Below are 23,409 nucleotides of genomic sequence, written 5' to 3'. Positions count from 1 at the left end.
GTTCGAGGGCTTGGCCCTGGCACCCGGATACGGGCCCCGCTCGGGGCCCCACCCGAAAGGAACAATCGTGGCAACCACGCGCTCCGCACACACCGTCTGGGAAGGCAACCTGATCGAGGGCCAAGGTGTCGTGAACTTCGACTCCTCCGGTGCCATCGAGGCGCAGCCGGTCACGTGGGCATCTCGCTCCCAGGACGCCAACGGCAAGACCAGCCCGGAAGAGCTGATCGCCGCCGCGCACTCCAGCTGCTTCTCCATGGCGCTGTCGCACGCCCTGAACGGCGCCGGCACCCCGCCCACCAAGCTCGTCACCTCGGCCGACGTGAACTTCCAGCCCGGTGAGGGCATCACCGGCATCCACCTCACGGTCGAGGGCACGGTCCCCGGCATCGACGACGAGGCCTTCGCCGCCGCCGCCGAGGACGCCAAGAAGAACTGCCCGGTCAGCCAGGCGCTCACCGGCACGACCATCACGCTGTCGGCCAAGCTCGCCTGACCCCGTAGGCCTGGTCACTTCTTCGGTGCCGCGTTCCCCGATCGGGGGCGCGGCATCGTCGTTTCCGGGTAGGCGGCATTGACAACAGCGCACTCAAGTTTTGTGCTGTAGTCGGGGAAGTGCCCTGGCGGAAGGGGACCGAAATGGCACGTGCGGTCGGGATCGATCTGGGGACCACGAACTCGGTGGTCGCTGTCCTTGAGGGCGGCGAACCCACCGTCGTCGCCAACGCGGAGGGAGCCAGGACCACACCGTCGGTGGTGGCCTTCGCCAAGAACGGGGAAGTGCTGGTCGGCGAGGTCGCCAAGCGGCAGGCCGTCACGAACGTGGAGCGCACCGCGCGCTCGGTGAAGCGGTACATGGGAGACGCGGAGTGGCGTTTCCCCGCGGAGGGTTCGATCGACGGGACCCGCTACCGGGCGCAGGAGTTGTCCGCGCGGGTGCTGCAGAAGCTGAAGCGGGACGCCGAGGCCTACCTCGGTGAGGACGTCACGGACGCGGTGATCACCGTACCGGCGTACTTCGACGACTCGCAGCGGCAGGCGACCAAGGAGGCCGGGGAGGTCGCGGGCCTGAAGGTGCTGCGGATCATCAACGAGCCGACGGCCGCGGCGCTCGCCTACGGCCTGGACCGGGGCGAGGAGCAGACCGTGCTGGTCTTCGACCTCGGCGGCGGCACGTTCGACGTGTCGTTGCTGGAGATCGGCGACGGCGTCATCGAGGTCAAGGCGACCAACGGCGACACCCACTTGGGCGGTGACGACTGGGACCAGCGGGTCGTCGAATACCTGGTCAAGAAGTTCAAGGGACAGCAGGGCATCGACCTCGGCAACGACAAGATGGCCCTGCAACGGCTGCGTGAGGGAGCCGAAAAGGCCAAGATCGAGCTGTCCAGTTCGACCGAGACCACCATCAACCTGCCCTACATCACCGCCTCCGCGGCCGGGCCGCTGCACCTCGACGAGAAGATGACGCGGGCGCAGTTCCAGGAGCTGACCGCCGATCTTCTCGACCGCTGCAAGACGCCCTTCCACCAGGCGATCAAGGACGCGAACGTGCCGTTGGCGGCGATCGACCACGTGATCCTGGTCGGCGGCTCGACCCGCATGCCCGCCGTCACCGAACTGGTCAAGGAACTCACCGGCAAGGACCCGCACAAGGGCGTCAACCCCGACGAGGTCGTCGCCGTCGGCGCGGCCCTGCAGGCGGGCGTCATCCGCGGCGACGTCAAGGACGTGTTGCTGCTCGACGTCACCCCGCTGTCCCTCGGTATCGAGACCAAGGGCGGCATCATGACCAAGCTGATCGAGCGCAACACCACGATCCCGACCCGGCGTTCGGAGATCTTCACCACCGCCGCCGACAACCAGCCCTCGGTCGGCATCCAGGTCTACCAGGGCGAACGTGAAATCGCCGCGTACAACAAGAAGTTGGGCGTCTTCGACCTCACAGGGCTGCCGCCCGCCCCGCGCGGGGTGCCGCAGATCGAGGTCGCCTTCGACATCGACGCCAACGGCATCATGCACGTCTCCGCCAAGGACCTCGCGACCGGCCGCGAGCAGAAGATGACGGTCACGGGTGGCTCGGCGCTGCCGAAGAACGACATCGACCGCATGATGCGGGAGGCGGAGCAGTACGCCGACGAGGACCGCAAGCGCCGGGAGGCGGCCGAGACCCGCAATCAGGCCGAGCAACTCGTCTACCAGACCGAGAAGTTCGTCCGCGACAACGAGGAGCGCATCCCGGCCGAGACCCGCTCCGAGGTCGAGGCCGCGGCCACGGAGCTGAAGGCGCTGCTGGAACAGGACGCCGACACGGCCGCGTTGCGCACGGGCGTGGAGAAACTCGCCTCCGTCAGCCAGCAGATGGGCCAGGCGATGTACGCGCAGGCCGACCGGCCCCCGACAGAGGACAGTGGCGCCGGTACCGGTACCGAGCAGGACACCTCACCACAGGACGACGAGGGAGTGGTGGACGCCGAGATCGTGGACGACGAGAGGGACCAGAAGGGCGGCGCGGCCTAGGCACCTCCCTGAGAACACCTACGAGCCGGTCTTCTCCCAGCCCCTCCGCTCCGGCCGCGGCCCCAACTGCCTGGGGTCGCGGCTGCGGTAGACCACGTACGGGCGGAACAGGTACTGCACCGGCGCGCTGAACATGTGCACCAGACGCGTGTACGGCACCAGCGCGATCAGCGTCATGCCGATGACGGCGTGGATCTGGTACAGCACCGGCACGCCCGCCATCAGCTCCGTCTTCGGCTGGAGTGTGAACAGGCTGCGGGCCCAAGGGGCGATGGACTGGCGGTAGTTGTAGCCGTCGCCGGAGGCGTGGGTCAGCTTGGCGATCATGCCCATCGCGATCGCCGCGAGCAGCACGACGTACATGAGCTTGTCGTTGACCGTGGTCGCCCGGAACACGGGGGCGTTGGTGCGGCGGCGGTAGAGCAGGAGCAGGATGCCGGTGACCGTGAGGACGCCGGCCGCGGTGCCGCCGTAGAGCGAGAGCAGGTGGTAGACGTGCTCGCTGATGCCGGCCGCGTGGGTCCACGACTCGGGGACGAACAGGCCGACCAGGTGGCCGGCGAGGACGAAGAGGATGCCGTAGTGGAAGGCGGGGGAGGCGATGTTGAGGAGCCTCGACTCGTACACCTGCGAGGAGCGTGTCGTCCAGCCGAACTTGTCGTAGCGGTGGCGCCAGAACAGGCCCGCGACGAGGAGGGCGAAGGCGAGGTAGGGCAGGGCGCCCCACAGGAATGTGCTCATCGGCGGGCCTCGGTGGGTGCGGGCGGCAGGGTGGCGCAGACGGCGTCCAGGACCGACGCGTAGGGCGTGCCGAAGTCGGCCAGGCGGGCGCGGAGTTGGTCCAGGGCGGCGCGGTACTCGGAGAGGAGTTCGAGGTTGCCGGTGCGGGACGTGAACTCCAGGACCGCCGGCAGGAAGTCCGGCAGCTCCTCGCCGGTGAACTCCAACTCGTGCGCGCGGTACAGCTCCTTGAAGCGGACCAGGGACATTCCGCGCCGCCGGGTGTCGCCGTCGTGCCACCAGCTCAGGTACAGGCTGTGCCGGTTCTTGAAGTCGAAGACCTGGACGTAGTGCGCGGCCAGCTCCTGCGGTGGGGTGAGGGCCGCGTGGTCGACGAACTCCCTTAGTTGCGGGGCGGCTTCGCGCAGCAGCGGGAGCCGGGCGCGGAAGTCGTCGTCGGGGTAGGTCAGGCAGAGCGCGGCCGCCTGGTACAGCACAGCGTCCGAGGGCATCAGGCATCCTTCGCGTCGTGGTCCGGCTGATCCGGTTGGTCCGCGGTCTGGCGGTCGCGCAGGGCGTGGAAGTTCTCCACGGACACGATCGGCAGCAGCTTGCGCCCCGAGTCCTGGCCGAACGGCCCGTCGCCGCCCATGCCGGGACCGTCCGCGTGGTCGAGGCTGCACTCGTCGGGCAGCGCCGACTCCTCAAGCCGGCGCGCGTCCCCGACCGCGGCCGTCGGAATCACGTACCGGTCCTCGTACTTGGCGATCGCCAGCAGCCGGTACATCCCCTCGATCTCGTCGGCCTCCATGCCCACGGCCGCCGTGACCTCAGGATCCGGCTCCTCACCCAGATTGATCGCCCGCATGTGGGCGCGCATCGCGGCGAGTTTCTCCAACGAGGCCCGGACCGGGCCGACGTCACCGGCGGTGAAGAGTTCCGCCAGGTATTCGAGGGGGATCCGGAGGGTCTCGATGGCCCCGAACAGGTTCCCCGCGTCCTCGCCGTCGTGCCCGGTCTCCGACAGCGCGTCGACCACGGGCGACAGCGGCGGGATGTACCAGACCATCGGCATGGTGCGGTACTCCGGATGCAGCGGCAGCGCGACCTTGTACGTGCTGATCAGCGCCCGCACGGGGGAGCGGCGGGCCGCCTCCATCCAGTCGTACGGGATGCCCGCCTCCTCGCACGCTCGCTGCACCGCGTGGTCGTGCGGGTCGAGGAGCACGCCCAACTGGGCCTCGTACAAAGCCGTTTCGTCCCGCACCGAAGCTGCGGCCGTCACCTTGTCGGCGTCGTAGAGGACGACCCCGAGATAGCGCAGCCGGCCCACGCACGTCTCCGAGCACACGGTGGGCAGGCCCACTTCGAGGCGCGGATAGCAGAGCGTGCACTTCTCGGCCTTGCCGGTGCGGTGGTTGAAGTACACCTTCTTGTACGGGCAGCCGGTCACGCACATTCGCCAGCCCCGGCACTGGTCCTGGTCTACCAGGACGATCCCGTCCTCGGCGCGCTTGTACATCGCGCCGGACGGACAGGACGCCACGCAGGCCGGGTTGAGGCAGTGTTCGCAGATGCGCGGCAGATAGAACATGAAGGTCTGCTCGAACTCGAACTTCACCTTGTCGGCGACCTGTTGGCGGGTGCGCTCGACCATCGGGTCGAGGTCGCCGTAGGCGGGGGCGCCCGCGAGGTTGTCGTCCCAGTTCGAGGACCACTCGATCTTCATCGGCTTGCCGTCGAGCTGGGAGACCGGGCGGGCCACCGGGTAGTCGTCGCCGAGCGGCGCGTCGGTGAGGTTCCTGTAGTCGTAGGTCCAGGGCTCGTAGTAGTCCTTGATCTCCGGGAGCCTGGGGTTGGAGAAGATCCCGGCGAGCTTGTGGAAACGGCCGCCCGCCTTGAGCTTCAGGGCGCCGCGCCTGTTGAGCTCCCAGCCGCCCTTCCACTTCTGCTGGTCCTCGTAGCGGCGCGGATAGCCCTGTCCGGGGCGGGTCTCGACGTTGTTGAACCAGACGTACTCCATGCCCTGTCGGTTGGTCCACGCCTGCTTGCAGGTGACCGAACAGGTGTGACAGCCGATGCACTTGTCGAGGTTCATGACCATGGCGATCTGGGCCATCGGACGCATCAGTACTCGACCTCCTGGCTGCGACGGCGGATGACCGTCACCTCGTCGCGCTGGTTGCCCGTCGGGCCCAGGTAGTTGAAGGCCCAGCTCAACTGGGCGTAGCCGCCGATGAGATGGGACGGCTTGAGGATCAGCCGGGTGAGCGAGTTGTGGATACCGCCGCGCTTGCCGGTCGCCTCCGTCTTCGGGACGTTCACCGTGCGCTCCTGCGCGTGGTGCATGTAGACCGTGCCGGCCGGCATCCGGTGCGAGACGACCGCGCGGGCGACGACCACGCCGTTGCGGTTCTCCGCCTCGATCCAGTCGTTGTCCTGCACCCCGATGGCGTCCGCGTCCTGCGGGGACATCCAGATGTTCTGGCCGCCCCGGGAGAGGGCGAGCATGAACAGGTTGTCCTGGTACTCGGAGTGGATGGACCACTTGTTGTGCGGGGTGAGGTAACGGACCGTCACTTCCCGCTGTCCGCCGGGGCCGAGCTTCGGTTCGCCGAAGAGCCGGTTCATGTCGAGCGGCGGCCGGTACACCGGGAGCGCCTCGCCCAGTTCGTGGATCCAGTCGTGGTCGAGGAAGAAGTGCTGGCGTCCGGTGAGCGTGTGCCAGGGCTTGAGCTGCTCGGTGTTCTGCGTGAACGCCGTGTAGCGCCGGCCGCCGGACTCGCTGCCCGACCACTCCGGCGAGGTGATGACCGGGGCGGGGGCCGCCTGGGTGTCGGCGTACGTGACGCGCTTGCCCTCGTGCTCGGCCGCCAGGTGGGCCATCTTCTGTCCGGTGCGCTGCTCCAGGGTGTGGAAGCCCTGGGTGGCGAGCCGGCCGTTGGTCGTGCCGGACAGGGCGAGGATCGTGTTGGCGGCCTTCACCGCCGTGTCGAGGGACGGTCGGCCCTGGTAGGCCGTGCCGTTCAACTCCCTTAGTTTCGCGACCTCTTCGTCCGGGTGCAGGGCGATTCCCTTGGCGGGCAGGCCCAGTTCCTCGACGAGCGGGCCGAGAGCGGTGAACTTGGCGCCGATCGCCGTGTAGTCCCGCTCCACGACGACAAGGTTCGGCATCGTCCTCCCGGGGATCGGCTCGCACTCCCCGCGCTTCCAGTCCAGGACGACCCCGCCGGGCTGGGCGGTCTCGCCCGGGGTGTCGTGCTGGAGCGGCGCCGCCACCAGGTCCTTGCGCACGCCCAGATGCAGCACGGACAGCTCACTCACCCGCTCCGCCAGCGCCTTGAACGTGTCGAAGTCGGTGCGCGCCTGCCACGGCGGGTCCACGGCCGGGGTGAAGGAGTGCACGTAGGGGTGCATGTCGGTGGAGGACAGGTCGTGCTTCTCGTACCAGGTCGCGGCGGGCAGCACGACGTCCGACAGGAGCGTGGAGGAGGTCTGCCGGAAGTCCAGCGACAGCAGCAGGTCGAGCTTGCCCTCGGGCGCCTCCTCCCGCCAGACGACGTCACGCGGGCGCTCGTCCACCGAGGCCTCCTCGGCGCTCAACGACGAGTGCGTGCCCAGCAGATGCTTCGTGAAGTACTCGGCGCCCTTCGCCGACGAACCCAGCAGATTGGCCCGCCACAGCGTCAGCACGCGCGGCCAGTTCTCCGGCGCGTCCGGGTCCTCGCAGGCGAACTTCAGGGTCCCGGCGCGGAGTTCGGCCACCGCCTTGGCCACCGGGTCGCCGAACGCCTCGCCCAGCTCCAGCGGATTGCGGTCGAAGGTCGGGTACGACGGCATCCAGCCCGAACGCGCCGACAGGGCAAGGCAGTCGGCGCCCGTCATGCCCTTGAACCGGCCCTCGCCCAGCGGTGACGCCAGCACGTCGGCCGTGAAGCGGTCGTAGCGCCACTGGTCGGTGTTGAGGAACCAGTAGGCGGTGCCGATCATCTGGCGCGGCGGGCGCGACCAGTCGGAGGCGGCGGCCAGCGTGGCCCAGCCCGTCACCGGGCGGCACTTCTCCTGGCCGACGTAGTGCGCCCAGCCGCCGCCGTTGCGGCCCTGACAGCCGGTGAGTTGGAGGAGAGCCAGGAAGGCGCGGTAGATCGTCTCGGAGTGGAACCAGTGGTTGGTGCCCGCGCCCATCAGGATCATGCAGCGGCCCTTGGAACGCTCCGCCGTCCGCGCGAACTCCCTCGCGATCTTCACGCACTTGGCGGCCGGAACGGAGGTGTGCGCCTCCTGCCAGGCGGGCGTGCCGGGGGTCCGGGCGTCCTCGTAGGAGGTGGGCCAACTGCCGGGCAGGCCAGGGCGGTGGACGCCGTACTGGGCGAGGAGGAGATCGAAGACGGTCGTCACCAGCGGACCGTCCTTGCCGCCGAGCCGGGTCGCCGGGACACCGCGTCGTACGACGTCCCCGCGGCCCTGGCCGTGCTCGCCGCCGTCGGTGTCGAAGCGGGGGAGCAGTACCTCGACGTTTCCGGACGCCTCGTGGTCGTACAGACTCAACTGCGGTTCGATCGGGCCGAGTTCGAGGTTCCAGCGGCCCTTGCCGGAGTCGGTCCAGCGGAAGCCCAGGGAGCCGTTCGGGACGACCGCGCGACCGCTGGCCGCGTCCAGGACGACCGTCTTCCAGTCGGCGCCCTCGCCGCCCTGCCCGAGGTCGGCGGCGCGCAGGAACTTCGACGGGACGTGTCCGCCGTCCTTCTCGGTGAGCGTGACCAGGAAGGGCAGATCGGTGAACTGCCGTACGTAGTCCGCGAAGAACGGCGTCTCGCGGTCGACGAAGAACTCCTTGAGGATCACATGGCCCATCGCCAGGGCCAGCGCGCCGTCGGTGCCGGGGTGCGGGTGCAGCCACTCGTCTGCGAACTTGGCGTTGTCCGCGTAGTCGGGCGCGACCACGACGACCTTCTGGCCCCGGTAGCGGGCCTCCGCCATCCAGTGCGCGTCCGGGGTGCGGGTGACCGGGACGTTCGAGCCCCACATCATCAGGTACGCGGCGTCCCACCAGTCGCCCGACTCCGGTACGTCCGTCTGGTCGCCGAAGACCTGCGGGGAGGCCACGGGCAGGTCGGCGTACCAGTCGTAGAAGGAGAGCATCGGGGCGCCGATGAGGGAGTGGAAGCGGGCGCCCGCCGCGTGCGACACCATCGACATCGCGGGGATGGGGGAGAAACCGGCGATCCGGTCGGGACCGTAGGTCTTGATGGTGTGGACGTGCGCGGCGGCGACGATCTCGACGGCCTCGTCCCAGGTGGCGCGGACCAGGCCGCCCTTGCCGCGGGCCTGCTGGTAGCGGCGGCGGCGCTCTGGGTCGGCCTGGAGGTCGGCCCAGGCCAGGACCGGGTCGCCGAGCCGGGCGAGGGCCTCGCGGTACAGGTCGAGCAGGACACCCCGGATGTACGGGTAGCGCACGCGGGTCGGCGAGTACGTGTACCAGGAGAAGGCGGCGCCCCGGGGGCAGCCGCGCGGCTCGTACTCGGGGCGGTCGGGGCCCACCGACGGGTAGTCCGTCTGCTGGGTCTCCCAGGTGATGATGCCGTCCTTGACGTACACCTTCCACCGGCAGGAACCCGTGCAGTTCACACCGTGCGTGGAGTTCACGACCTTGTCGTGGCTCCAGCGGTCCCGGTAGAAGGCGTCCGCCTCCCGGCCGCCGGACAGCCCGATGCTGTGCAGGTCGGGTGCCGGTGTGCCGGGCCGGAAGAACCTGCCCAGCCGCAGCAGCGCAGCTCCCGGTTCGGCGGGCGGTGTCCGCGTGTCGGTCACGTGCGCTCCCTTGCTCTGCCCGTGGTGTCGAACCTAGGGCGGGGCAGGGGAGCGCACCTTTTCACCGCAGCCGTACGGGTCAGGTGAGCGCAGGGGAGCGCACCCGTTCACCGCAGCCGTACGGGTCAGGCCTTGCGGGCGACCCCGCCGTACAGGGGCACGATGCCCTCGGCCTGGGCCGCCACGTCCTCCGGGTCCGGCCGCCAGCCGTAGACCGAGATGACGCCGGGACCGAGCAGCTCCAGACCGTGGAAGAAGCGCGAGAACTCGGCCAGGTTGCGCGGATAGAAGGGGGTGCCGCTGCGCCGGAAGTGGTCGGCGGCCTGCGCGATGGCCTCCGGGTTGAGGTCGGGGGTGACCTGTGACATCACCAGGTAGCTGCCCGGGACGAGCACGTCGACGTACCGCTTGATCAGGCCGTACACGTCGTCGCCGTCCGGGTCCTCGCCCAGGTAGTGGGTGAGCGCGACCAGCGACAGCGCGATCGGCTGGGTGAAGTCCAGGCTCTCGCCGGCCAGCCGCAGGATCGTGTCCGGGTCACGGACGTCGGCGTGCACGTACTGCGTGCTGCCCTCGGCCGAGCCGTGCAGCAGCGCCTCCGCGTGCCGCAGCACGATCGGGTCGTTGTCCGCGTACACGACCTTCGCGTCCGGGGCGACGCTCTGCGCCACCTGGTGCAGGTTGGGCTCGGTGGGGATGCCCGTGCCGATGTCCAGGAACTGGCGGATGCCGGCCTCGGCGACGGTACGGGTCGCCCGGTGCATGAAGCGGCGGTTGGCACGCGCCCCGCGCACCGCCGTGCCGTCCGCGGCGAGGATGCGGCGGGCCAGCTCCTCGTCCACGGGGTAGTTGTCCTTGCCGCCCAGCCACCAGTCGTACACCCGGGCCGGGTGCGGCCTGCTGGTGTCTATCTGGACGGGCGCGGCGTCGGATCCGGTCATGCCGTGTCTTCTCCTCGTGTGGGAAAGGTGCGGTGCGTGACTCTGGAGGTGCCGTGGGGGGAGAAGTGCAGGTGGTTCCGGGCTGTGCTGTGCTGTGCCGCTCGGGGCCGGGCCGCTCAGAAGTCCTCGCGGCACTCCCGCAGCAGCTTCTTGGTGCGCTCGGCCGAGGCCGCGCGCGCCGTCATGTGGTCGAGGACCTCCAGGTGCGCGGAGACCTCGCTGCGGGAGTCGAGATACAGGGCGCCCGTCAGGTACTCGGTGAAGACCATGTCGGGCAGCTCCGGCTCGGCGAAGCGGAAGAGGGTGAAGGGCGCGTACGTCCCCGGGTGCGGACCGTCCTCGAACTCGGCGATCTGGAGCGTGACCCGGTCGCGCTCGGCGTACTCCAGGAGCTTGTCCAGCTGCCCGCGCATCACCTCGCCGCGGATGCTCACCGGCCGTCGCAGCACCGTCTCGTCCATGATCACCCACAGGTGGGGCGGGTCGGCGCGGTCAAGGAGACGCTGGCGGGTCATGCGCAGGGTCACATGCCGCTCGATGGCCCCCGGCTCGGTCTGTCCGACCGTGCCCGCCTCCATGACGGCACGCGCGTAGTCCTCGGTCTGGAGCAGCCCGGGTACGAAGTGCGGCTCGTAGGAGCGGATGAGCCGGGCGGCGCCCTCCAGGCTCACGTACAGGCTGAACCAGTCCGGCAGCACGTCGTGGAAGCGCTGCCACCAGCCCGGCCGGTTCGCCTCCTCGGCCAGCGCGACGAACGCCGTCGCCTCCTCCTCGGCGACCCCGTACGTCTCAAGCAGCACCTGGACATATGGGATCTTCAACGCGACGTCGGCCATTTCCATCCGCCGTACGGTCGCGGGAGCCACCCGCAGTACCCGGGCGGCCTCCTCACGCTTGAGGCCGGCCGCCTCTCTCAGTTCCTGCAGGCGCTTGCCGAGCACCACCTGGCCCACGGTGGGCGCGGGACGCCGCTCACTCACGTCACGCCTCCCCTACGCGCCGAAGTATGCGCGAAGCAGTGTGTCATGTTCCGCCGACAGTCTCATGGGATCCGGGTGAGGCATATGCCTCACCCGCGAAGATACTTTGCGGTCGCCTCGTCGGCCGGGAGGAGCGTCTCGATGGCCAGCTCGGCGACCGTCACGTCCATCGGGGTGTTGAACGTGGAGATCGACGAGATGAACGACAGCGTCCGGCCCTCGTGCTCCAACTGCATCGGCAGCGCGAAGTACGGTACGGGCTCGGCCGGTTCGGCGTCCGGGTCCGCCTCCGGCACGGGGTAGGCGGCCACCTCCTCGTACAGCTCCCGCAACCGCTCCGAGCGATGCAGGGCGATCTGGCGCCGCATCTGCTCCAGGAGGTGCCCGCGCCATGCGCGCAGATTGCGGATGCGTGGTGCCAGACCCTCCGGGTGCAGGGTCAACCGCATGGCGTTCAGGGGCGGTTGGAGGAGATGGGCCGGGAGGCCGTCGAGGAGGACCGCGACGCCCCGGTTCGCTGCCAGCACCTGGTAGGTCGCGTCCACGACCAGCGCCGGATACGGCTCGTAGCACTGGATCAGCCGCTCCACGCCCTCGCGCAGGGCGTCGAGCGCGGGGGAGTCCAGCGGGGTCTCCGGGTAGTGCGGGGCGTAACCGGCCGCCAGCAACAGGGCGTTGCGCTCGCGCACGGGGACGTCCAGGTGCTCGGCGAGCCGCAGCACCATCTCCTCGCTGGGCCGGGAGCGGCCCGTCTCGATGAAGCTGATGTGCCGCGCGGAGGAGTCGGCACGCAGCGCCAGCTCCAGCTGACTCACCCGCCGCCGCTCCCGCCAGGCCCGCAGCAGGGGGCCGACACCCTTGTCGACGGTGGATGTGTTGGTGGCGGTGGTGGAGTGCCCGTGCGCGGCGGCGGTCATACGACGACCGTAGTCGACGTCCGCGGAAGGGAACCGGGCGTGCTGCGGGCGACCCCCTCTGACCAGCGATGCGACGCCCCGGACTGTGCGACTCTGAAGGAGTACCCCGCGTTCACGAAGGAGCGATGCCATGCCCGTGGAACCGCTGTCGCAGCAGCAGATCGAGGAGGGGCTGGCCGCGCTGCCGGGCTGGTCGCTCGACGGCGACCTGCTCACCCGCTCCTACCGCCTCGGCACGCACTTCGGGGCGACGGCGATGGTCGTCCACATCGCCCAGGTCCAGGAGGAGCTCGACCACCACTCCGACCTCACCCTCGGCTACAACACCGTGTCCCTGTCGGTGAACACCCACAGCGTCGGCGGCAGGGTCACCGAGCTGGACTTCGAACTCGCCCGCCGCGTCGAGGAGTTGGCACCGGGCCACGGGGCACACTGACGTCCGTGCTCGACTACGACAAGGAAGCCGACGCCTACGACGCGAGCCGCGGCGGTGAGCCCCGGGCCGCCGCCGCTGCCGACGCCGTACTGGGCCTGGTGCCCGCCTCGGCCGGCCGACTGCTCGACCTCGCCTGCGGCACCGGCATCGTCACCCGGCGACTCGCGGCGGCCCGGCCCGCCACCCGGGTGACGGGCGCGGACCTGACGTACGGCATGGCCCGGATGGCCGCTCGGCGGCTGCCCGGCGCGATCGTCCTCGCCGACAGCCGTACGCTGCCGTTCCCCGACGCCACCTTCGACGCCGTCACCAGCGTGTGGCTGCTGCACCTGCTCGACGAACCCGAGCAGGTCCGGGCCGTCGTCGCCGAGTGCGCCCGGGTGCTCAGACCGGGCGGGGTGTACGTCACCACCGTCGACAAGGCCGCCGCGCACGACGTGGGCAGCGACATCGACGCGGTGCTCGCCCCGCGCCCGCGCCGCCCGGCCCCGGACGCCGCCCTGCTGGTGGAGACGTACGCGGCCGCGCACCGCCTGCGGCCAGCGGGACAGGCCCGCTTCAGGGGCCGGGGTCAGGGGCGCAGCCCCCGCCGCACCGCCGCGGATCTGCGCCGCGGCTGGTTCACCCGGCTGCCGCCCGGCGACCCGCTCAGCGAACGGTTCGCCGAGCGTCTTGAGGCGCTGCCCGACCAGGAACGGCCGCGCGCCGACCCGGAGTTCACACTGCGGGCCTTCAGGAAGCCGACGGCCGACTGAAGTCCATGGTCCAGTTGGTGAGCCAGGTCTCGTCGCCGTCGAGGGTGTCGCGGGTATCGAGGGTGTCGAGGGAGAAGGCCTGCTCCCAGCGGGCGCGGTCCGGCGCCGCGACCGTCCAGACGTACCGCACGCGTACGTTCTTGCCGCCGTGTGTGTCGTCGCCGTGGAACTCGCCCCGGGCACCGTCGAATTGACCGATCACGGGTGGGAAGAGCGTGCCGCTGCGGCTGGACGCCCAGTACAGCGACCACCGCTCGGTCTCCCGGTCGAAGAGCCGCAAGGTCGCGCCCTTGGCCCCGAGATGCGGCAGATCGATCTCGTCGACGTTCGCGGCCCCGTCGAACAGCGGCCAACAGCGGGCCGTGGCCGGGAACACCTCCCAGCCGCTCTCCGGATCGAGGAAGTCGGTGCGGCGACGGTTGACCACCTCCCAATCGCCGTGGAGGAAGTCGAAGTCGTGCGGGCCGCTCATGCGCGGTCCCCCGTCGTTCCCTCGGGCAGGGAGTCGGCCAAGTAGGCGTCCAGATCAGGGACTTCGGGCGCGAGCAAGTGCCGTACCCAGGCGTCCCGTTCGTGCAGGATCGGCGGCAGCTCCCAGACGCAGCCGATCCAGGGCAGTTCGGGCTTGATGAAGTGGGTGGGGTCGTCGTCCGGGCAGCCGAGGACCGGCTGGCCCGCCGAGGCGCCTCGGAAGTGCAGCACGTTGTCCCACACCCAGCTGTAGGCGTTGAGATAGGCGCCGGTGTCGCCGCCCTTGTGCAGCACCACGAAGGTCGCGGGCGGCGTGTCGTCCGGCTCGGGCAACAGCTCCGGCAGGATCGCGTACGCCGCCTTCTCGATCTCGGGCGCGATGCCCGCCGGGTCGGCGGTGACGTGGTAGCGCTTGATGTGCCGGCCGGCCAGCTCGATCGGGGGTGGCACGGTCAGCAGTTTCTCGGTGAAAGCCATGGCAGAACGCTAGGACGGCTTCACCGACAACCTCTGTCAGTGAAGTCTGGGATTCTGATGACGTGAAGTCCAGCCGACTCGTCTCGATCCTCCTGCTGCTCCAGACCCGGGGGCGGATGACCGCCGCCCAGCTCGCCGAGGAGCTGGAGGTCTCGGTGCGCACGGTCTACCGGGACGTCGAGGCGTTGGGTGCGGCGGGCGTCCCGCTGTACGGCGACGCGGGCCACGCCGGTGGCTACCGTCTGCTCGACGGCTACCGCACGCGCCTGACCGGGCTCACCGCGGGCGAGGCGGAGGCGCTCTTTCTCTCCGGCGCCCCCGGACCGGCCGCCGAGCTGGGCCTCGGCTCCGTGCTCGCTGCCGCCCAGCTCAAGGTCCGCGCCGCGCTGCCGCCGGAGCTGCGCGGTCACGCCGACCGGATCAGCGGCCGCTTCCACCTGGACGCACCCGGCTGGTACGCGGACGCCGACGACGCCCCGTTCCTGCCGGCGGTGGCGGACGCGGTCTGGAACAGCCGTGTCCTGCACGTCCGTTACCGCCGCTGGGCCGAACCGACCGATGTGGAGCGGCGGTTGGAGCCGTACGGGCTGGTGCTGAAGGCGGGGCGCTGGTACGTCGTGGCGGGAGTCGAGGGATCCGGGCCGCGTACCTTCCGGGTCGACCAGATCCTCGAACTGGCCACGTCCGACGAGGAGTTCACCCGCCCCGAAGCCTTCGACCTGGCGGCCTACTGGACGGCGTACCAGCGCGACTTCCACGACCGGCTGTACCGGGCGGAGGCCGTGGTGCGGCTGGCCCCGGGCGTGGAGCTGCCGAGGGCGGTGAACGGACGTACGGGCGAGGACGGTTGGACCGTCGCCCGGGTCCCCATCGAGTCCGTCGAGCGGGCGCATGGCGAGTTCCTGCGCCTGGGCACGGACATCGAGGTCCTCGAACCGCCCGAGCTGCGCGAACGCATCGCCCGAACGATCGCCGAACTGGCCGAAAGATACGGCAACGCGGCGGCGGACGGCGGCGACTGAACGTGCGGAACCCGTCCGTCCTCTCTGGAGGTACGTCACGTGCAGCACCCGCATCCGCACCCGCACCTGTATCCGAGCTCGCGTCGCAGACGCCGAGCCGTCGTCTCGGCGATGGCCGCGGCGGCAGCCCTGGTCGCCGCCGGACTCACCGGTCTGAGCGCAGGCCCGGCCGAGGCCGCCACCGCCCGTCAGGTCGAGAAGCTCGACCGGGGTGTCGTCAGCGTCCACACCGACAGCGGCAACCTGGTCAGCTGGCGCTGGCTGGGCACCGACCCGAACGACGTCTCTTTCAACGTCTACCGGGCCGGTACGAAGGTCAACTCGACGCCGGTCACCGGCTCCACGAACTACTTCCACGCCGGCGCCCCCGCCCAGGCCGACTACACGGTCCGGGCGATCGTGGGCGGCGTCGAGCAGGCGGACTCGGTCCACGCGGTCCAGTTCCGCACCGGCTACAAGGACGTGCCGATCACTCCACCCGCCGGCGGCACGACCCCCGACGGAGTGGCTTACACGTACGAGGCGAACGACGCGTCCGTGGGAGACCTGGACGGCGACGGCCAGTTGGACTTCGTCCTCAAGTGGCAGCCGACCAACGCCAAGGACAACTCCCAGTCCGGCTACACCGGCAACACGATCCTGGACGGCGTCAGGCTCGACGGCACCCGACTGTGGCGCATCGACCTGGGACGCAACATCCGCTCCGGCGCGCACTACACGCAGTTCCAGGTGTACGACTACGACGGCGACGGCAAGGCCGAGATCGCCATGAAGACGGCGGACGGCACGGTCGACGGAACGGGCACGGTCATCGGCAACTCATCGGCGGACTACCGCAATTCGAGCGGCTACGTCCTGTCCGGGCCCGAGTACCTGACGATGTTCAACGGCCAGACCGGCAAGGCGATGGGCACGGTCGACTACGTCCCGGCGCGCGGCACGGTGTCGTCGTGGGGCGACTCCTACGGCAACCGCGTGGACCGCTTCCTCGCCGGCACGGCGTATCTGGACGGCGCCCGCCCCTCCCTGATCATGGCCCGCGGCTACTACACCCGCACGGTGATCGCGGCCTGGGACTGGCGCGGCGGCGCCTTCACCCGCCGCTGGACCTTCGACACCAACTCCTCCACCAACTCCGGCAAGGGGTACGACGGTCAGGGCAACCACCAGTTGTCGATCGCGGACGTCGACGGGGACGGCAAGGACGAGATCGTGTACGGCTCGATGACCGTGGACGACAACGGCTCCGGGCTGTGGACCACCAAGAACGGCCACGGCGACGCGATGCACGTCGGCGATCTCGACCCGTCCCGCGCGGGGTTGGAGGAGTTCAAGGTCGACGAGGACTCCTCGAAGCCGTCGTCGTGGATGGCGGACGCGAGGACGGGCCAGGTGATCTGGTCCACATCGGCCAACGGCGACAACGGCCGGGGTGTCTCCGGGGACATCTGGGCGGGCAGCGCGGGCGCCGAATCGTGGTCGGCGTCAGAGAGCGGTGTCCGCGACCCCAAGGGCACGGTGGTGTCGACCCGTAAGCCCTCCAGCACCAACTTCCTCTCCTGGTGGGACGCCGACCCGGTCCGCGAACTCCTCGACGGCACCCACATCGACAAGTACGGCACCGCCGCCGACACCCGCCTCCTGACCGGCGCCTCGGTCCACTCCAACAACAGCACGAAGGCGACCCCGTCCCTGTCCGGCGACATCCTCGGCGACTGGCGTGAGGAGGTGGTGTGGCCGACGTCGGACAACACGGCACTACGGATCTACTCGACGCCGTACGAGACGACCACGAGGATCACGACCCTCCTCCACGACACCCAGTACCGCACGGCTCTGGCCTGGCAGAACACGGCCTACAACCAGCCCCCGCATCCGAGCTTCTTCATCGGGGACGGGATGGGGACGGCGCCCCGGCCGTCGGTCTACACACCGTGAACAGAGGGAACGCCTGGGTCTGAGGGAACGCCTGGGTCTGACGGACGGGCGGGTCCGAGGGACGGGCGGGTCCGAGGGACGGGCGGGGCAGCGGCTCATGAGGCCGCCGTCGAGGCTCGGACGTCGGCGCGGAGCATGGACACACCGGCGGGGGTGAGCGTGTGCAGGACATTCCCGCCGTGCCGGCTGCTGATCAGCAGACCGGCGCCGCGCAGTACCCCGGCGTGTTTGCTCACGGAGGACGGGGAGATCCCCGCCGCACGGGCGATCTCCCCGGTCGTGGCGCCCGCTCCCGACGCCACGACGCGCAGCACGGTCGCCCGGGTGCGCCCGAGCAGCGCGGTCAGCGGGGAGTCGAGGGCCGCCGCGGCCGGTTCGTGCAGCAAGGGGTACAGCAGCATGGGCGGTAGCCGGGGGTCGGCCAGGCTGACGGGGGTGTCCCAGCAGAAGTAGGACGGTACGAGCCGTATGCCCCGGCCGCGCAGATAGAGGTCCCGGTCCTCCGCGTAGCGGACGTGGAGGACCGGTGGCTCCCAGCGCATGGTCGGTCCGAGCCCGGCCAACATCCCCTGGACGCCCCCGGCGAGCAGGTCGCGGCAGGACGACGACCGCTTCGCCTCCAGGTGGGCGTGGATCTGGTCGGCGAACGGACGCACGGCCACATCGTGATACGCGCGGATGGTTGCCGCGAGATCCCGGCGCTCCTTCGTGTCGGTCAGCCGGCGCACCCATGCCGGAGCTCCGACTCTGCTGTCCAGCAGGGCCAGTTCGTGGCGCACCCGGTCGGCCGGTGTGGACACGATGGCGGCGAGTCCTGTGGCCAATCCGTCGCCTGCGCAGCTCGGTTGACCGGGTGTCAGAAAGTCGGGAAAGTACCGGGCTCGCGGAAACAGCGGCAGCAGCACCTCACGGACGGTGCGGTCGAGGTGCCGCTCACGTAATCGGTCCTGGACGGTCCGGTACCACCCGGCGTACGCCCAACGGCCCGCACGGGACTGGAACCGGTGCAGGCTCGCGGTCACCTCCCAGAGTGCGTCAGGTGCCGTGGCCACCCGGGTCGTCGCCAGGTCGGCGTCCGTGAAGTGAATGCGGAGCATGCAGTTCCCCCCCTGCAGCCACGGCTTTTTCTCCTGGGCGACACAGCATGGCCAGGTGGGGCGGGTGCTGGCAATAGTGAAGGCGACCAACTCGAACAGCAAGGGGGAAAGATGAGGCGTATATTGGCCATGATCGCAGGAGTGGTACTCCTGTTGGGGATCACGGCCGGAACCTCGGCCGCCAGTTCGGCGAACGGCTCGGAGAAGCAGACCCAGGTGTCCGCGACGGCATTCACGTCAGTGAAGATTGCCGCCGCGCCTTCCGGATGCGGCAGTGGCAACTTCTGCTTCTGGCCGAACGCCAATTACTCTCCGGCGGGCAACCCGGGAGAGTTGTCCGGCAGGAACGCCGACTGGTCCATATTCTCTCGCGGCGACTGTCCCAACGGTAACTGGGACAACTGCGCCACTTCCGACTACAACAACGGAAACAACTGCGAAGCCGTCGTCTGGACCGGGAAGAGCTACACCGGGACCGGCGGCTGGGTCTACCGCGGTACGGGCGGAAACTTCAACGCCACGTTCAACAACGCCGTGTCCTCGAACAGTTGGGGCACCGCTTCCGGCGGTACGAGCTCGGCGTGCGGTGGCCCCGTGCCGTAGGCCGACGCTCAGGAACCCACCGTTCAAAGGTGTCCGCGGGCTGTTGCCCGCGGACACCGCGTCTCCCCCTCCGCCTTCCCACCCGACGACCGAGAGGGTCAGGGCACCATGCGACTTGCTCCGCTCGCCTGCGCGGTGGCGGGCGTTCTCGCACTGACGGCCTGCGGGACATCCGCCACCGACAAGGCGCACACGAACGTTCAACTCACCGGCGCCGAACTCGATCTCCTCACCCGCTCCGGTTCTTTCTCCCGGACCAACCTCGATCTCGCCAACGCGGAATCCGAGCTGATATCGGCATGCATGACGGCGAAGGGATTCCGCTACCACGCCGAAGTGGCGGAACCGACCGGCGAATCCGATGAGGAACGCTCCCTGAACATGCGGGACCGACACGCCAGGGGATACGGTATCGCCGCACAGTACGACTCCGGCTCCGACAAGAAGACCGTCGACACGGCGGCCAATTCCGCCGCGTACATGAAAGCTCTGCGCGGAAGCGCCACCGACTTCCGGGAGATGAGATTCGGGGGCGGTCAGAACATCACCTTCTCGGCGCGTGGCTGCGAGGCGAAAAGCCGTACGTCGCTCTACGGAAAACTCGACGACTGGGTGTCCATCGCCTACTTCCCGCAGAATCTCAACAGCACGCTCAGTCCCCGCGTGGAGAAGTCCCCGACCTACCGCAGGGCCATGAACGACTGGCGGGCCTGCATGCGGGACAAGGGCTACACGTACGTGTCCCCCGACACGGCCTACGATCAGCTCAAGGCCGCCTACCGCAAGCAGGGTGCCACCACTGACCTGCGTAAACGGGAGATCGCCGTCGCCGTGGCGGACGGCGACTGCGGCGCCGAACTCCACCTCCCCTCCACCGTCCTGGCCCTGCGACGCGCCTACGCCCAGTCGCTGCCCACCACGGACAAGCTCCAGCTACGACGACTCACGGCCATCTGGAAGGCGGCCGCCGACAGGATCCGATGACACCGGGAGGGCTCGACCGCCCTCCCGGCTGTCCCACTACGGTGCCTTGTCGGATCACCGTGCGGGACGTAGGTCGCCGTAGACGACACCCCGCCCGTTCGTCGACACGTACACCCGCCCGTACACCCGAGGGTCACCGGTGATCGCCGCGCCCGTCCAACCCCACTGGTGGGCAGGGTCGTTGACGCGGGTCCAGGTCGTGCCCTTGTCCGTCGAGCGGAAGATGCCGCGCACGCCGGCGATCTTCGCGCTCGTGTAGAGGGTCTGGTACGAGGCGCCCGGCGCCGCCTTCCCGAAGCCGATCGTGTCGGCCTGGTCGACGTTCGCGAGCCTGGTGAAGGTCGCGCCGCCGTCCGTGGAGTGCCACAGCCCGTACGCCCCAGCGCTCGCCCCGCCCGCCAGCCAGATGTCGCCCTTCGTGCCGGGCAGCGCCTTGAAGCGGACGGTGTCGCCGCTCGGCAGGCCGGTGGCGGTGGAGGCGGTGAAGGTCGCGCCGCCGTCCGAACTGACGTAGAACTTCCCTGACTTGAAGCCGTAGAAGGTCTTAGCGTCGACCCGGTCCGCCTCGACGGTCGCACCGGCGGGGATGCCGCTCGACGCCGACCAGGACCAACCGAAGCCGGTCGCGTAGTGCACCCCGGCACCCGCAGGACTCCACACGAACCGACTCCCGTCGGCCGCCGCGGCCACCGTCCCGCCACCGCTCACGCCCGAAGGGTCGCTGCCCGCGAACCAGTTGGCGCCGTTGTCCGTCGAGAACGCGATGTGCGGACCGGAGTCGAGGTCGCCGACGCGGACCACCGTGTTGGGATTGGTCTCGGCGAAGTCCAGGCCGGTGGTCGTGGTGAAGTTCGGGGAGGTGTACATCATCGACGGCACCTTGGTGAGGTCCGTGTGCCGGAAACCGCCGATGTCACCGAGGGCGCTGAGGAGTTGGGCGCCGCCCGACGGGGGAGCGGCGAGGTCGTTCACCGCCGTCTCCTCCAGCCCCTGCACCATGGGCTTCACGGTGAACTGGCCGCCGCTGTCCCAGTTCGTCAGGTTCTCCGTGCCGTAGAGCGTCGCGCCCGTCCCGTACATCATCCGCGCGGAGTTGAAGGGGTCGATCTCCAGCGACTCCGTCATCCAGCCCAGTTTCGGGGCCTGTTCGGGCGGCGAGGGGTTCGCGCCGAAGGTCAGCCAGGGGGAGGACGAGACGTCGATCGTGTAGCGGTTCGAGCGGTTGGGGTACGAGGTGTAGTCCCACGCCTTCGTCCACGTGCCGCCGCTGTCCGTCGTACGGAAGATCTGGGTGTCCGGCCACCAGGAGCTGTACGCCGTCGCCATGACGGTGCCGGGATGCTGCCGGTCGACGGTGAGTCCGCTGAACCCGTAGTAGGTGTCGGCGTCCGCGACCGGGCTGATGTTCGTCCACGTCCCGCTCGCCGTCGCGTACCGCCACAACTGGCCCTTGCCGCCGTCGTACGGCCCGCCCTTGTCGCTGTAGGCGAGATAGAGATAGCCGTTCCTCGCGTCCAACACCCCCTTGTGCGCGAGGAATCCGGTGGGCTGCCCGGCGAGCCGCGTCCATGTCGCGCCGGCATCCGTGGAGCGGTAGACGGAGTTGGCGGTATCGGCGACCCCGACGTAAATGGTTCTGGTCGCCGTGCCGGCGCTCCCGCTGGACTCGTCGAAGGTGACCCAGACGATCCCCTGGTTGTCACTGGCGTAGCCGCTCGTGTCGGTCGGATCCTGCCTGTAATTACCGACGTTGGGGAAGTTGGTCACCTGCCCCCAGGTCACCCCGGAGTCCGTCGACCGCCACAGCCCTCTGCCGCTGGGCGCCCCCAGATACAACACACTGTCCTTGTTCGGATCAACTGCCAGTCGCTCGCCCATGCCCCGCCCGGGCATATTGCCCCCGAGCTTGAACGGCAGGTCGGTCTTCTGCCAACTGGCCCCCCGATCACCGGACCTGAGCACGGCCCCATTGGTCGGGTCCCAACTATTGGTGTACGTCCCGACAGCCGCGTACACCTTGTTCGGATCGACGGAATCGGACGCGAGACTCACCACACCGGTGTGCCCCCAGTCGTCCCACCCGACCGAGTCCAGCAACGGCGTCCAGGTCTTCGTCGACTCCTCCCAGCGGTAGGCACCGCCGATGTCGGTGCGGGCGTAGGCGAGGTTCTTCTCGCTGCGGTTGAAGACGATCCCGGGGACGAATCCGCCCCCGTCGATCCGGGCGTTCTTCCAGGTGTAGGTATCGGCGGCGAGTGCCACTTTCGGGCTGCCGGCGGCGAGGGCAGGCGGGCTGCCCGCGAGTAATCCGGCCGCGAGGGCCAGAACGGCCGTAAGAATGCGGGTTCTTCGCACGGGGGTTCCTTCCGGAAATGGGTCGCGCGAGAACCGGGCGGCCCCCAGTGCGGGAGAGGGCCGCCCGGCCGATCGGCTCCGCCGTCAGGTGACGGAGCAACGTACGCGGAGCCTGAACGGACGCTTCCTGGAGAGACGGCGAGTCGCCACGTCCCTCTTAAGGGGCGCGGGGAACTGCGCGACCAGCCACACACGGCCCGCAGCCGAAGCACGACCTTTCCGCGAAGCGCCCGGCGGGGCAGCTATTCAAGAAGCTCCGCATACGAACCCATGGCCATCGCGATGTCCGCCTGGGCCCAGAACCGGTGATACGTGAACGACGGCGCCGCCCCGCCCGCCAGATACGCCTCGATCTTCGACCAGGCAGGGTCGTTCTTGTAGAAGGACCGCAACGAGGCGAACGTCGAAGAGGAGTTGATGACATCCCCGTTGGGCATCTTCCCGCTCCACCCGCTCGGCACGTACACCGAGTCGTCGAACCGGTTGTAGTCGGCCCGCGTCTCCGGGACGGCGACACCGAGCCCGTCCTGATAGTTGGCCCACATGCCGTCCAGCAGCGCCTTCGCCACCGACTTCGCCTCCGCGTCACCGGACTTCGCGCCGTAGTACGTCAACGTCTTGGCATACGCGGCAGCCACCCCGACGTCATCCGTGTAGTCGGCGACAGTGACGTGAAGTCCACTGTTCGCACCGGGACTTGACGCGTTCCACGTGTCCGGCTGCCCCGACCACTGGAGCGTGGACGGAATCCGATACGTCCCGTCCGGATTGATCGTGGTCTTGGACAGCGCCCAGTCGACCCACTTGTCCAGCACCGCCTTGGCGCTCGCGTTCCCCGTCTGCTGGTAGTACTCGGCGACCCGCTCCATCGACCACGCCTGGAAACCGAACCACTGGTTGGACGGCGGGTCGTGATAGACGGGCTGCTGGTCGTAGTACATGCCGTAGAAGGTCGACGTCCCGGCCGGCGGAGTCGCGTACCGCCCCGCCCAACTGTTCGTCGCCCCACCCGCGATGGCCCCTTCGTTCGACTGCAGCCAGCGGTAGAACTCCAGCTGCCGGGTGAGCGAGGTCCCCCAATCGGCTGCCCCCGTGGACGACTTGGGCTTCAGGTCCGCATACGCGCTGAGCGCATACGCGGCGAGCGGGTTCTGATAGCCGCCATGGACATGGCTGGACCCGATCCGCCAGGCCCACCCCGCGCTCGTGTCCGTCGCGCCGCCCCACGCGTAGTACCAGGACAGCAGATACGACGAGGCGTCCTTGCCGGTGCCGGCCGGACAGGTCGACGGGCCGACGCAGTTGCCGATTTTCTTGAAGTACTTGTCGTACATGGCGTAGCGCAGATAGTCGCCCATCTTCGCCGCCTTGCCCACGGTCGC

General features: G+C 69.4%; 20 protein-coding genes. 8 read left to right on the top strand and 12 right to left on the bottom strand.

Annotated features, from left to right (window positions below):
• The first annotated feature begins 67 nt into the window (after positions 1-67).
• Positions 68-496 carry an OsmC family peroxiredoxin gene (locus ACWDR3_RS38740; RefSeq protein ID WP_450357285.1) on the top strand — a complete coding sequence of 143 codons (429 nt, stop codon included), beginning with the start codon at positions 68-70 and terminating at the stop codon, positions 494-496.
• Positions 497-639: 143 nt separating this feature from the next.
• Complete coding sequence (gene dnaK / locus ACWDR3_RS38735; RefSeq protein ID WP_450357284.1) at positions 640-2,520, top strand: molecular chaperone DnaK; 1,881 nt, start codon at positions 640-642, stop codon at positions 2,518-2,520.
• Positions 2,521-2,538: 18 nt separating this feature from the next.
• On the opposite strand, the gene narI is transcribed toward dnaK, so the two are convergent.
• From narI to ACWDR3_RS38700, 7 genes are all read right to left on the bottom strand, one after another.
• Entirely contained in the window at positions 2,539-3,261 is a 723-nt protein-coding gene (gene narI / locus ACWDR3_RS38730; RefSeq protein WP_450357283.1) for a respiratory nitrate reductase subunit gamma, read from the bottom strand.
• Complete coding sequence (narJ, locus tag ACWDR3_RS38725; protein WP_450357282.1) at positions 3,258-3,752, bottom strand: nitrate reductase molybdenum cofactor assembly chaperone; 495 nt, start codon at positions 3,750-3,752, stop codon at positions 3,258-3,260. Before narJ ends, narI begins: the two co-directional genes overlap by 4 nt.
• Positions 3,752-5,368 (bottom strand): nitrate reductase subunit beta, encoded by a 1,617-nt coding sequence (gene narH, locus ACWDR3_RS38720; RefSeq protein WP_450357281.1) that lies wholly within the window; start codon positions 5,366-5,368, stop codon positions 3,752-3,754. The genes narJ and narH overlap by 1 nt, the downstream gene beginning before the upstream one ends.
• Positions 5,368-9,051 carry a nitrate reductase subunit alpha gene (locus tag ACWDR3_RS38715; RefSeq protein ID WP_450357279.1) on the bottom strand — a complete coding sequence of 1,228 codons (3,684 nt, stop codon included), beginning with the start codon at positions 9,049-9,051 and terminating at the stop codon, positions 5,368-5,370. Before ACWDR3_RS38715 ends, narH begins: the two co-directional genes overlap by 1 nt.
• A gap of 125 nt (positions 9,052-9,176) precedes the next feature.
• On the bottom strand, positions 9,177-9,992 hold the full coding sequence (locus tag ACWDR3_RS38710; protein WP_450357278.1) for an SAM-dependent methyltransferase: 816 nt from the start codon (positions 9,990-9,992) through the stop codon (positions 9,177-9,179).
• 116 nt (positions 9,993-10,108) lie between these two features.
• Positions 10,109-10,972: a helix-turn-helix domain-containing protein gene (locus ACWDR3_RS38705; RefSeq protein WP_450357277.1), complete on the bottom strand. Its 864-nt coding sequence runs from the start codon at positions 10,970-10,972 to the stop codon at positions 10,109-10,111.
• Between the two features lie 89 nt (positions 10,973-11,061).
• A complete protein-coding gene (locus tag ACWDR3_RS38700; RefSeq protein WP_450357276.1) occupies positions 11,062-11,889 on the bottom strand; it encodes a helix-turn-helix domain-containing protein in 828 nt (275 codons plus the stop codon).
• A 130-nt stretch (positions 11,890-12,019) separates the two neighbouring features.
• On the opposite strand from ACWDR3_RS38700, the gene ACWDR3_RS38695 reads away from it, so the two are divergent.
• A complete protein-coding gene (locus ACWDR3_RS38695) occupies positions 12,020-12,325 on the top strand; it encodes a 4a-hydroxytetrahydrobiopterin dehydratase (RefSeq protein WP_450357275.1) in 306 nt (101 codons plus the stop codon).
• 5 nt (positions 12,326-12,330) lie between these two features.
• On the top strand, positions 12,331-13,080 hold the full coding sequence (locus ACWDR3_RS38690; protein WP_450357273.1) for a class I SAM-dependent methyltransferase: 750 nt from the start codon (positions 12,331-12,333) through the stop codon (positions 13,078-13,080).
• Here ACWDR3_RS38690 and ACWDR3_RS38685 read toward each other — a convergent pair.
• Positions 13,058-13,552, bottom strand: coding sequence for a hypothetical protein (locus ACWDR3_RS38685; RefSeq protein WP_450357272.1), 495 nt, complete (start codon positions 13,550-13,552; stop codon positions 13,058-13,060). The genes ACWDR3_RS38690 and ACWDR3_RS38685 overlap by 23 nt on opposite strands.
• Positions 13,549-14,028, bottom strand: a complete 480-nt coding sequence (locus tag ACWDR3_RS38680; RefSeq protein ID WP_450357271.1) for a hypothetical protein — start codon at positions 14,026-14,028, stop codon at positions 13,549-13,551. The genes ACWDR3_RS38685 and ACWDR3_RS38680 overlap by 4 nt, the downstream gene beginning before the upstream one ends.
• Positions 14,029-14,090: 62 nt before the next feature.
• On the opposite strand from ACWDR3_RS38680, the gene ACWDR3_RS38675 reads away from it, so the two are divergent.
• Positions 14,091-15,050: a helix-turn-helix transcriptional regulator gene (locus ACWDR3_RS38675; protein WP_450357270.1), complete on the top strand. Its 960-nt coding sequence runs from the start codon at positions 14,091-14,093 to the stop codon at positions 15,048-15,050.
• Positions 15,051-15,089: 39 nt separating this feature from the next.
• Entirely contained in the window at positions 15,090-16,988 is a 1,899-nt protein-coding gene (locus tag ACWDR3_RS38670; RefSeq protein WP_450357269.1) for a rhamnogalacturonan lyase, read from the top strand.
• A 95-nt stretch (positions 16,989-17,083) separates the two neighbouring features.
• On the opposite strand, the gene ACWDR3_RS38665 is transcribed toward ACWDR3_RS38670, so the two are convergent.
• Positions 17,084-18,085, bottom strand: coding sequence for an ArsR/SmtB family transcription factor (locus ACWDR3_RS38665; protein ID WP_450357268.1), 1,002 nt, complete (start codon positions 18,083-18,085; stop codon positions 17,084-17,086).
• A 129-nt stretch (positions 18,086-18,214) separates the two neighbouring features.
• On the opposite strand from ACWDR3_RS38665, the gene ACWDR3_RS38660 reads away from it, so the two are divergent.
• Both ACWDR3_RS38660 and ACWDR3_RS38655 read left to right on the top strand, forming a co-directional pair.
• The gene (locus ACWDR3_RS38660) at positions 18,215-18,688 is read left to right on the top strand and encodes a peptidase inhibitor family I36 protein (RefSeq protein ID WP_450357267.1); all 474 of its coding nucleotides are present in this window, start codon (positions 18,215-18,217) and stop codon (positions 18,686-18,688) included.
• 108 nt (positions 18,689-18,796) lie between these two features.
• On the top strand, positions 18,797-19,672 hold the full coding sequence (locus ACWDR3_RS38655) for a hypothetical protein (RefSeq protein ID WP_450357266.1): 876 nt from the start codon (positions 18,797-18,799) through the stop codon (positions 19,670-19,672).
• Positions 19,673-19,726: 54 nt separating this feature from the next.
• On the opposite strand, the gene ACWDR3_RS38650 is transcribed toward ACWDR3_RS38655, so the two are convergent.
• Together ACWDR3_RS38650 and ACWDR3_RS38645 are read right to left on the bottom strand one after the other, a co-directional pair.
• On the bottom strand, positions 19,727-22,027 hold the full coding sequence (locus ACWDR3_RS38650; RefSeq protein ID WP_450357265.1) for a xyloglucanase: 2,301 nt from the start codon (positions 22,025-22,027) through the stop codon (positions 19,727-19,729).
• 242 nt (positions 22,028-22,269) lie between these two features.
• A partial coding sequence (locus tag ACWDR3_RS38645) for a glycoside hydrolase family 48 protein (protein ID WP_450357264.1) occupies positions 22,270-23,409 on the bottom strand: 1,140 nt, incomplete at its 5' end.

It is taken from the genome of Streptomyces sp. NPDC001002 (assembly GCF_053599215.1).
This window is presented reverse-complemented; position numbering and strand designations above follow the sequence as displayed.

What these genes read in the sequence shown, in the direction of transcription:
- ACWDR3_RS38680 (WP_450357271.1), bottom strand. Translation starts at nt 14,028, where the DNA reads ATGGCTTTCACCGAGAAACTGCTGACCGTGCCACCCCCGATCGAGCTG.
- ACWDR3_RS38685 (WP_450357272.1), bottom strand. Translation starts at nt 13,552, where the DNA reads ATGAGCGGCCCGCACGACTTCGACTTCCTCCACGGCGATTGGGAGGTG.
- ACWDR3_RS38655 (WP_450357266.1), top strand. Translation starts at nt 18,797, where the DNA reads ATGCGACTTGCTCCGCTCGCCTGCGCGGTGGCGGGCGTTCTCGCACTG.
- ACWDR3_RS38665 (WP_450357268.1), bottom strand. Translation starts at nt 18,085, where the DNA reads ATGCTCCGCATTCACTTCACGGACGCCGACCTGGCGACGACCCGGGTG.
- ACWDR3_RS38660 (WP_450357267.1), top strand. Translation starts at nt 18,215, where the DNA reads ATGATCGCAGGAGTGGTACTCCTGTTGGGGATCACGGCCGGAACCTCG.
- narI (WP_450357283.1), bottom strand. Translation starts at nt 3,261, where the DNA reads ATGAGCACATTCCTGTGGGGCGCCCTGCCCTACCTCGCCTTCGCCCTC.
- ACWDR3_RS38700 (WP_450357276.1), bottom strand. Translation starts at nt 11,889, where the DNA reads ATGACCGCCGCCGCGCACGGGCACTCCACCACCGCCACCAACACATCC.
- narH (WP_450357281.1), bottom strand. Translation starts at nt 5,368, where the DNA reads ATGCGTCCGATGGCCCAGATCGCCATGGTCATGAACCTCGACAAGTGC.
- dnaK (WP_450357284.1), top strand. Translation starts at nt 640, where the DNA reads ATGGCACGTGCGGTCGGGATCGATCTGGGGACCACGAACTCGGTGGTC.
- ACWDR3_RS38710 (WP_450357278.1), bottom strand. Translation starts at nt 9,992, where the DNA reads ATGACCGGATCCGACGCCGCGCCCGTCCAGATAGACACCAGCAGGCCG.
- ACWDR3_RS38695 (WP_450357275.1), top strand. Translation starts at nt 12,020, where the DNA reads ATGCCCGTGGAACCGCTGTCGCAGCAGCAGATCGAGGAGGGGCTGGCC.
- narJ (WP_450357282.1), bottom strand. Translation starts at nt 3,752, where the DNA reads ATGCCCTCGGACGCTGTGCTGTACCAGGCGGCCGCGCTCTGCCTGACC.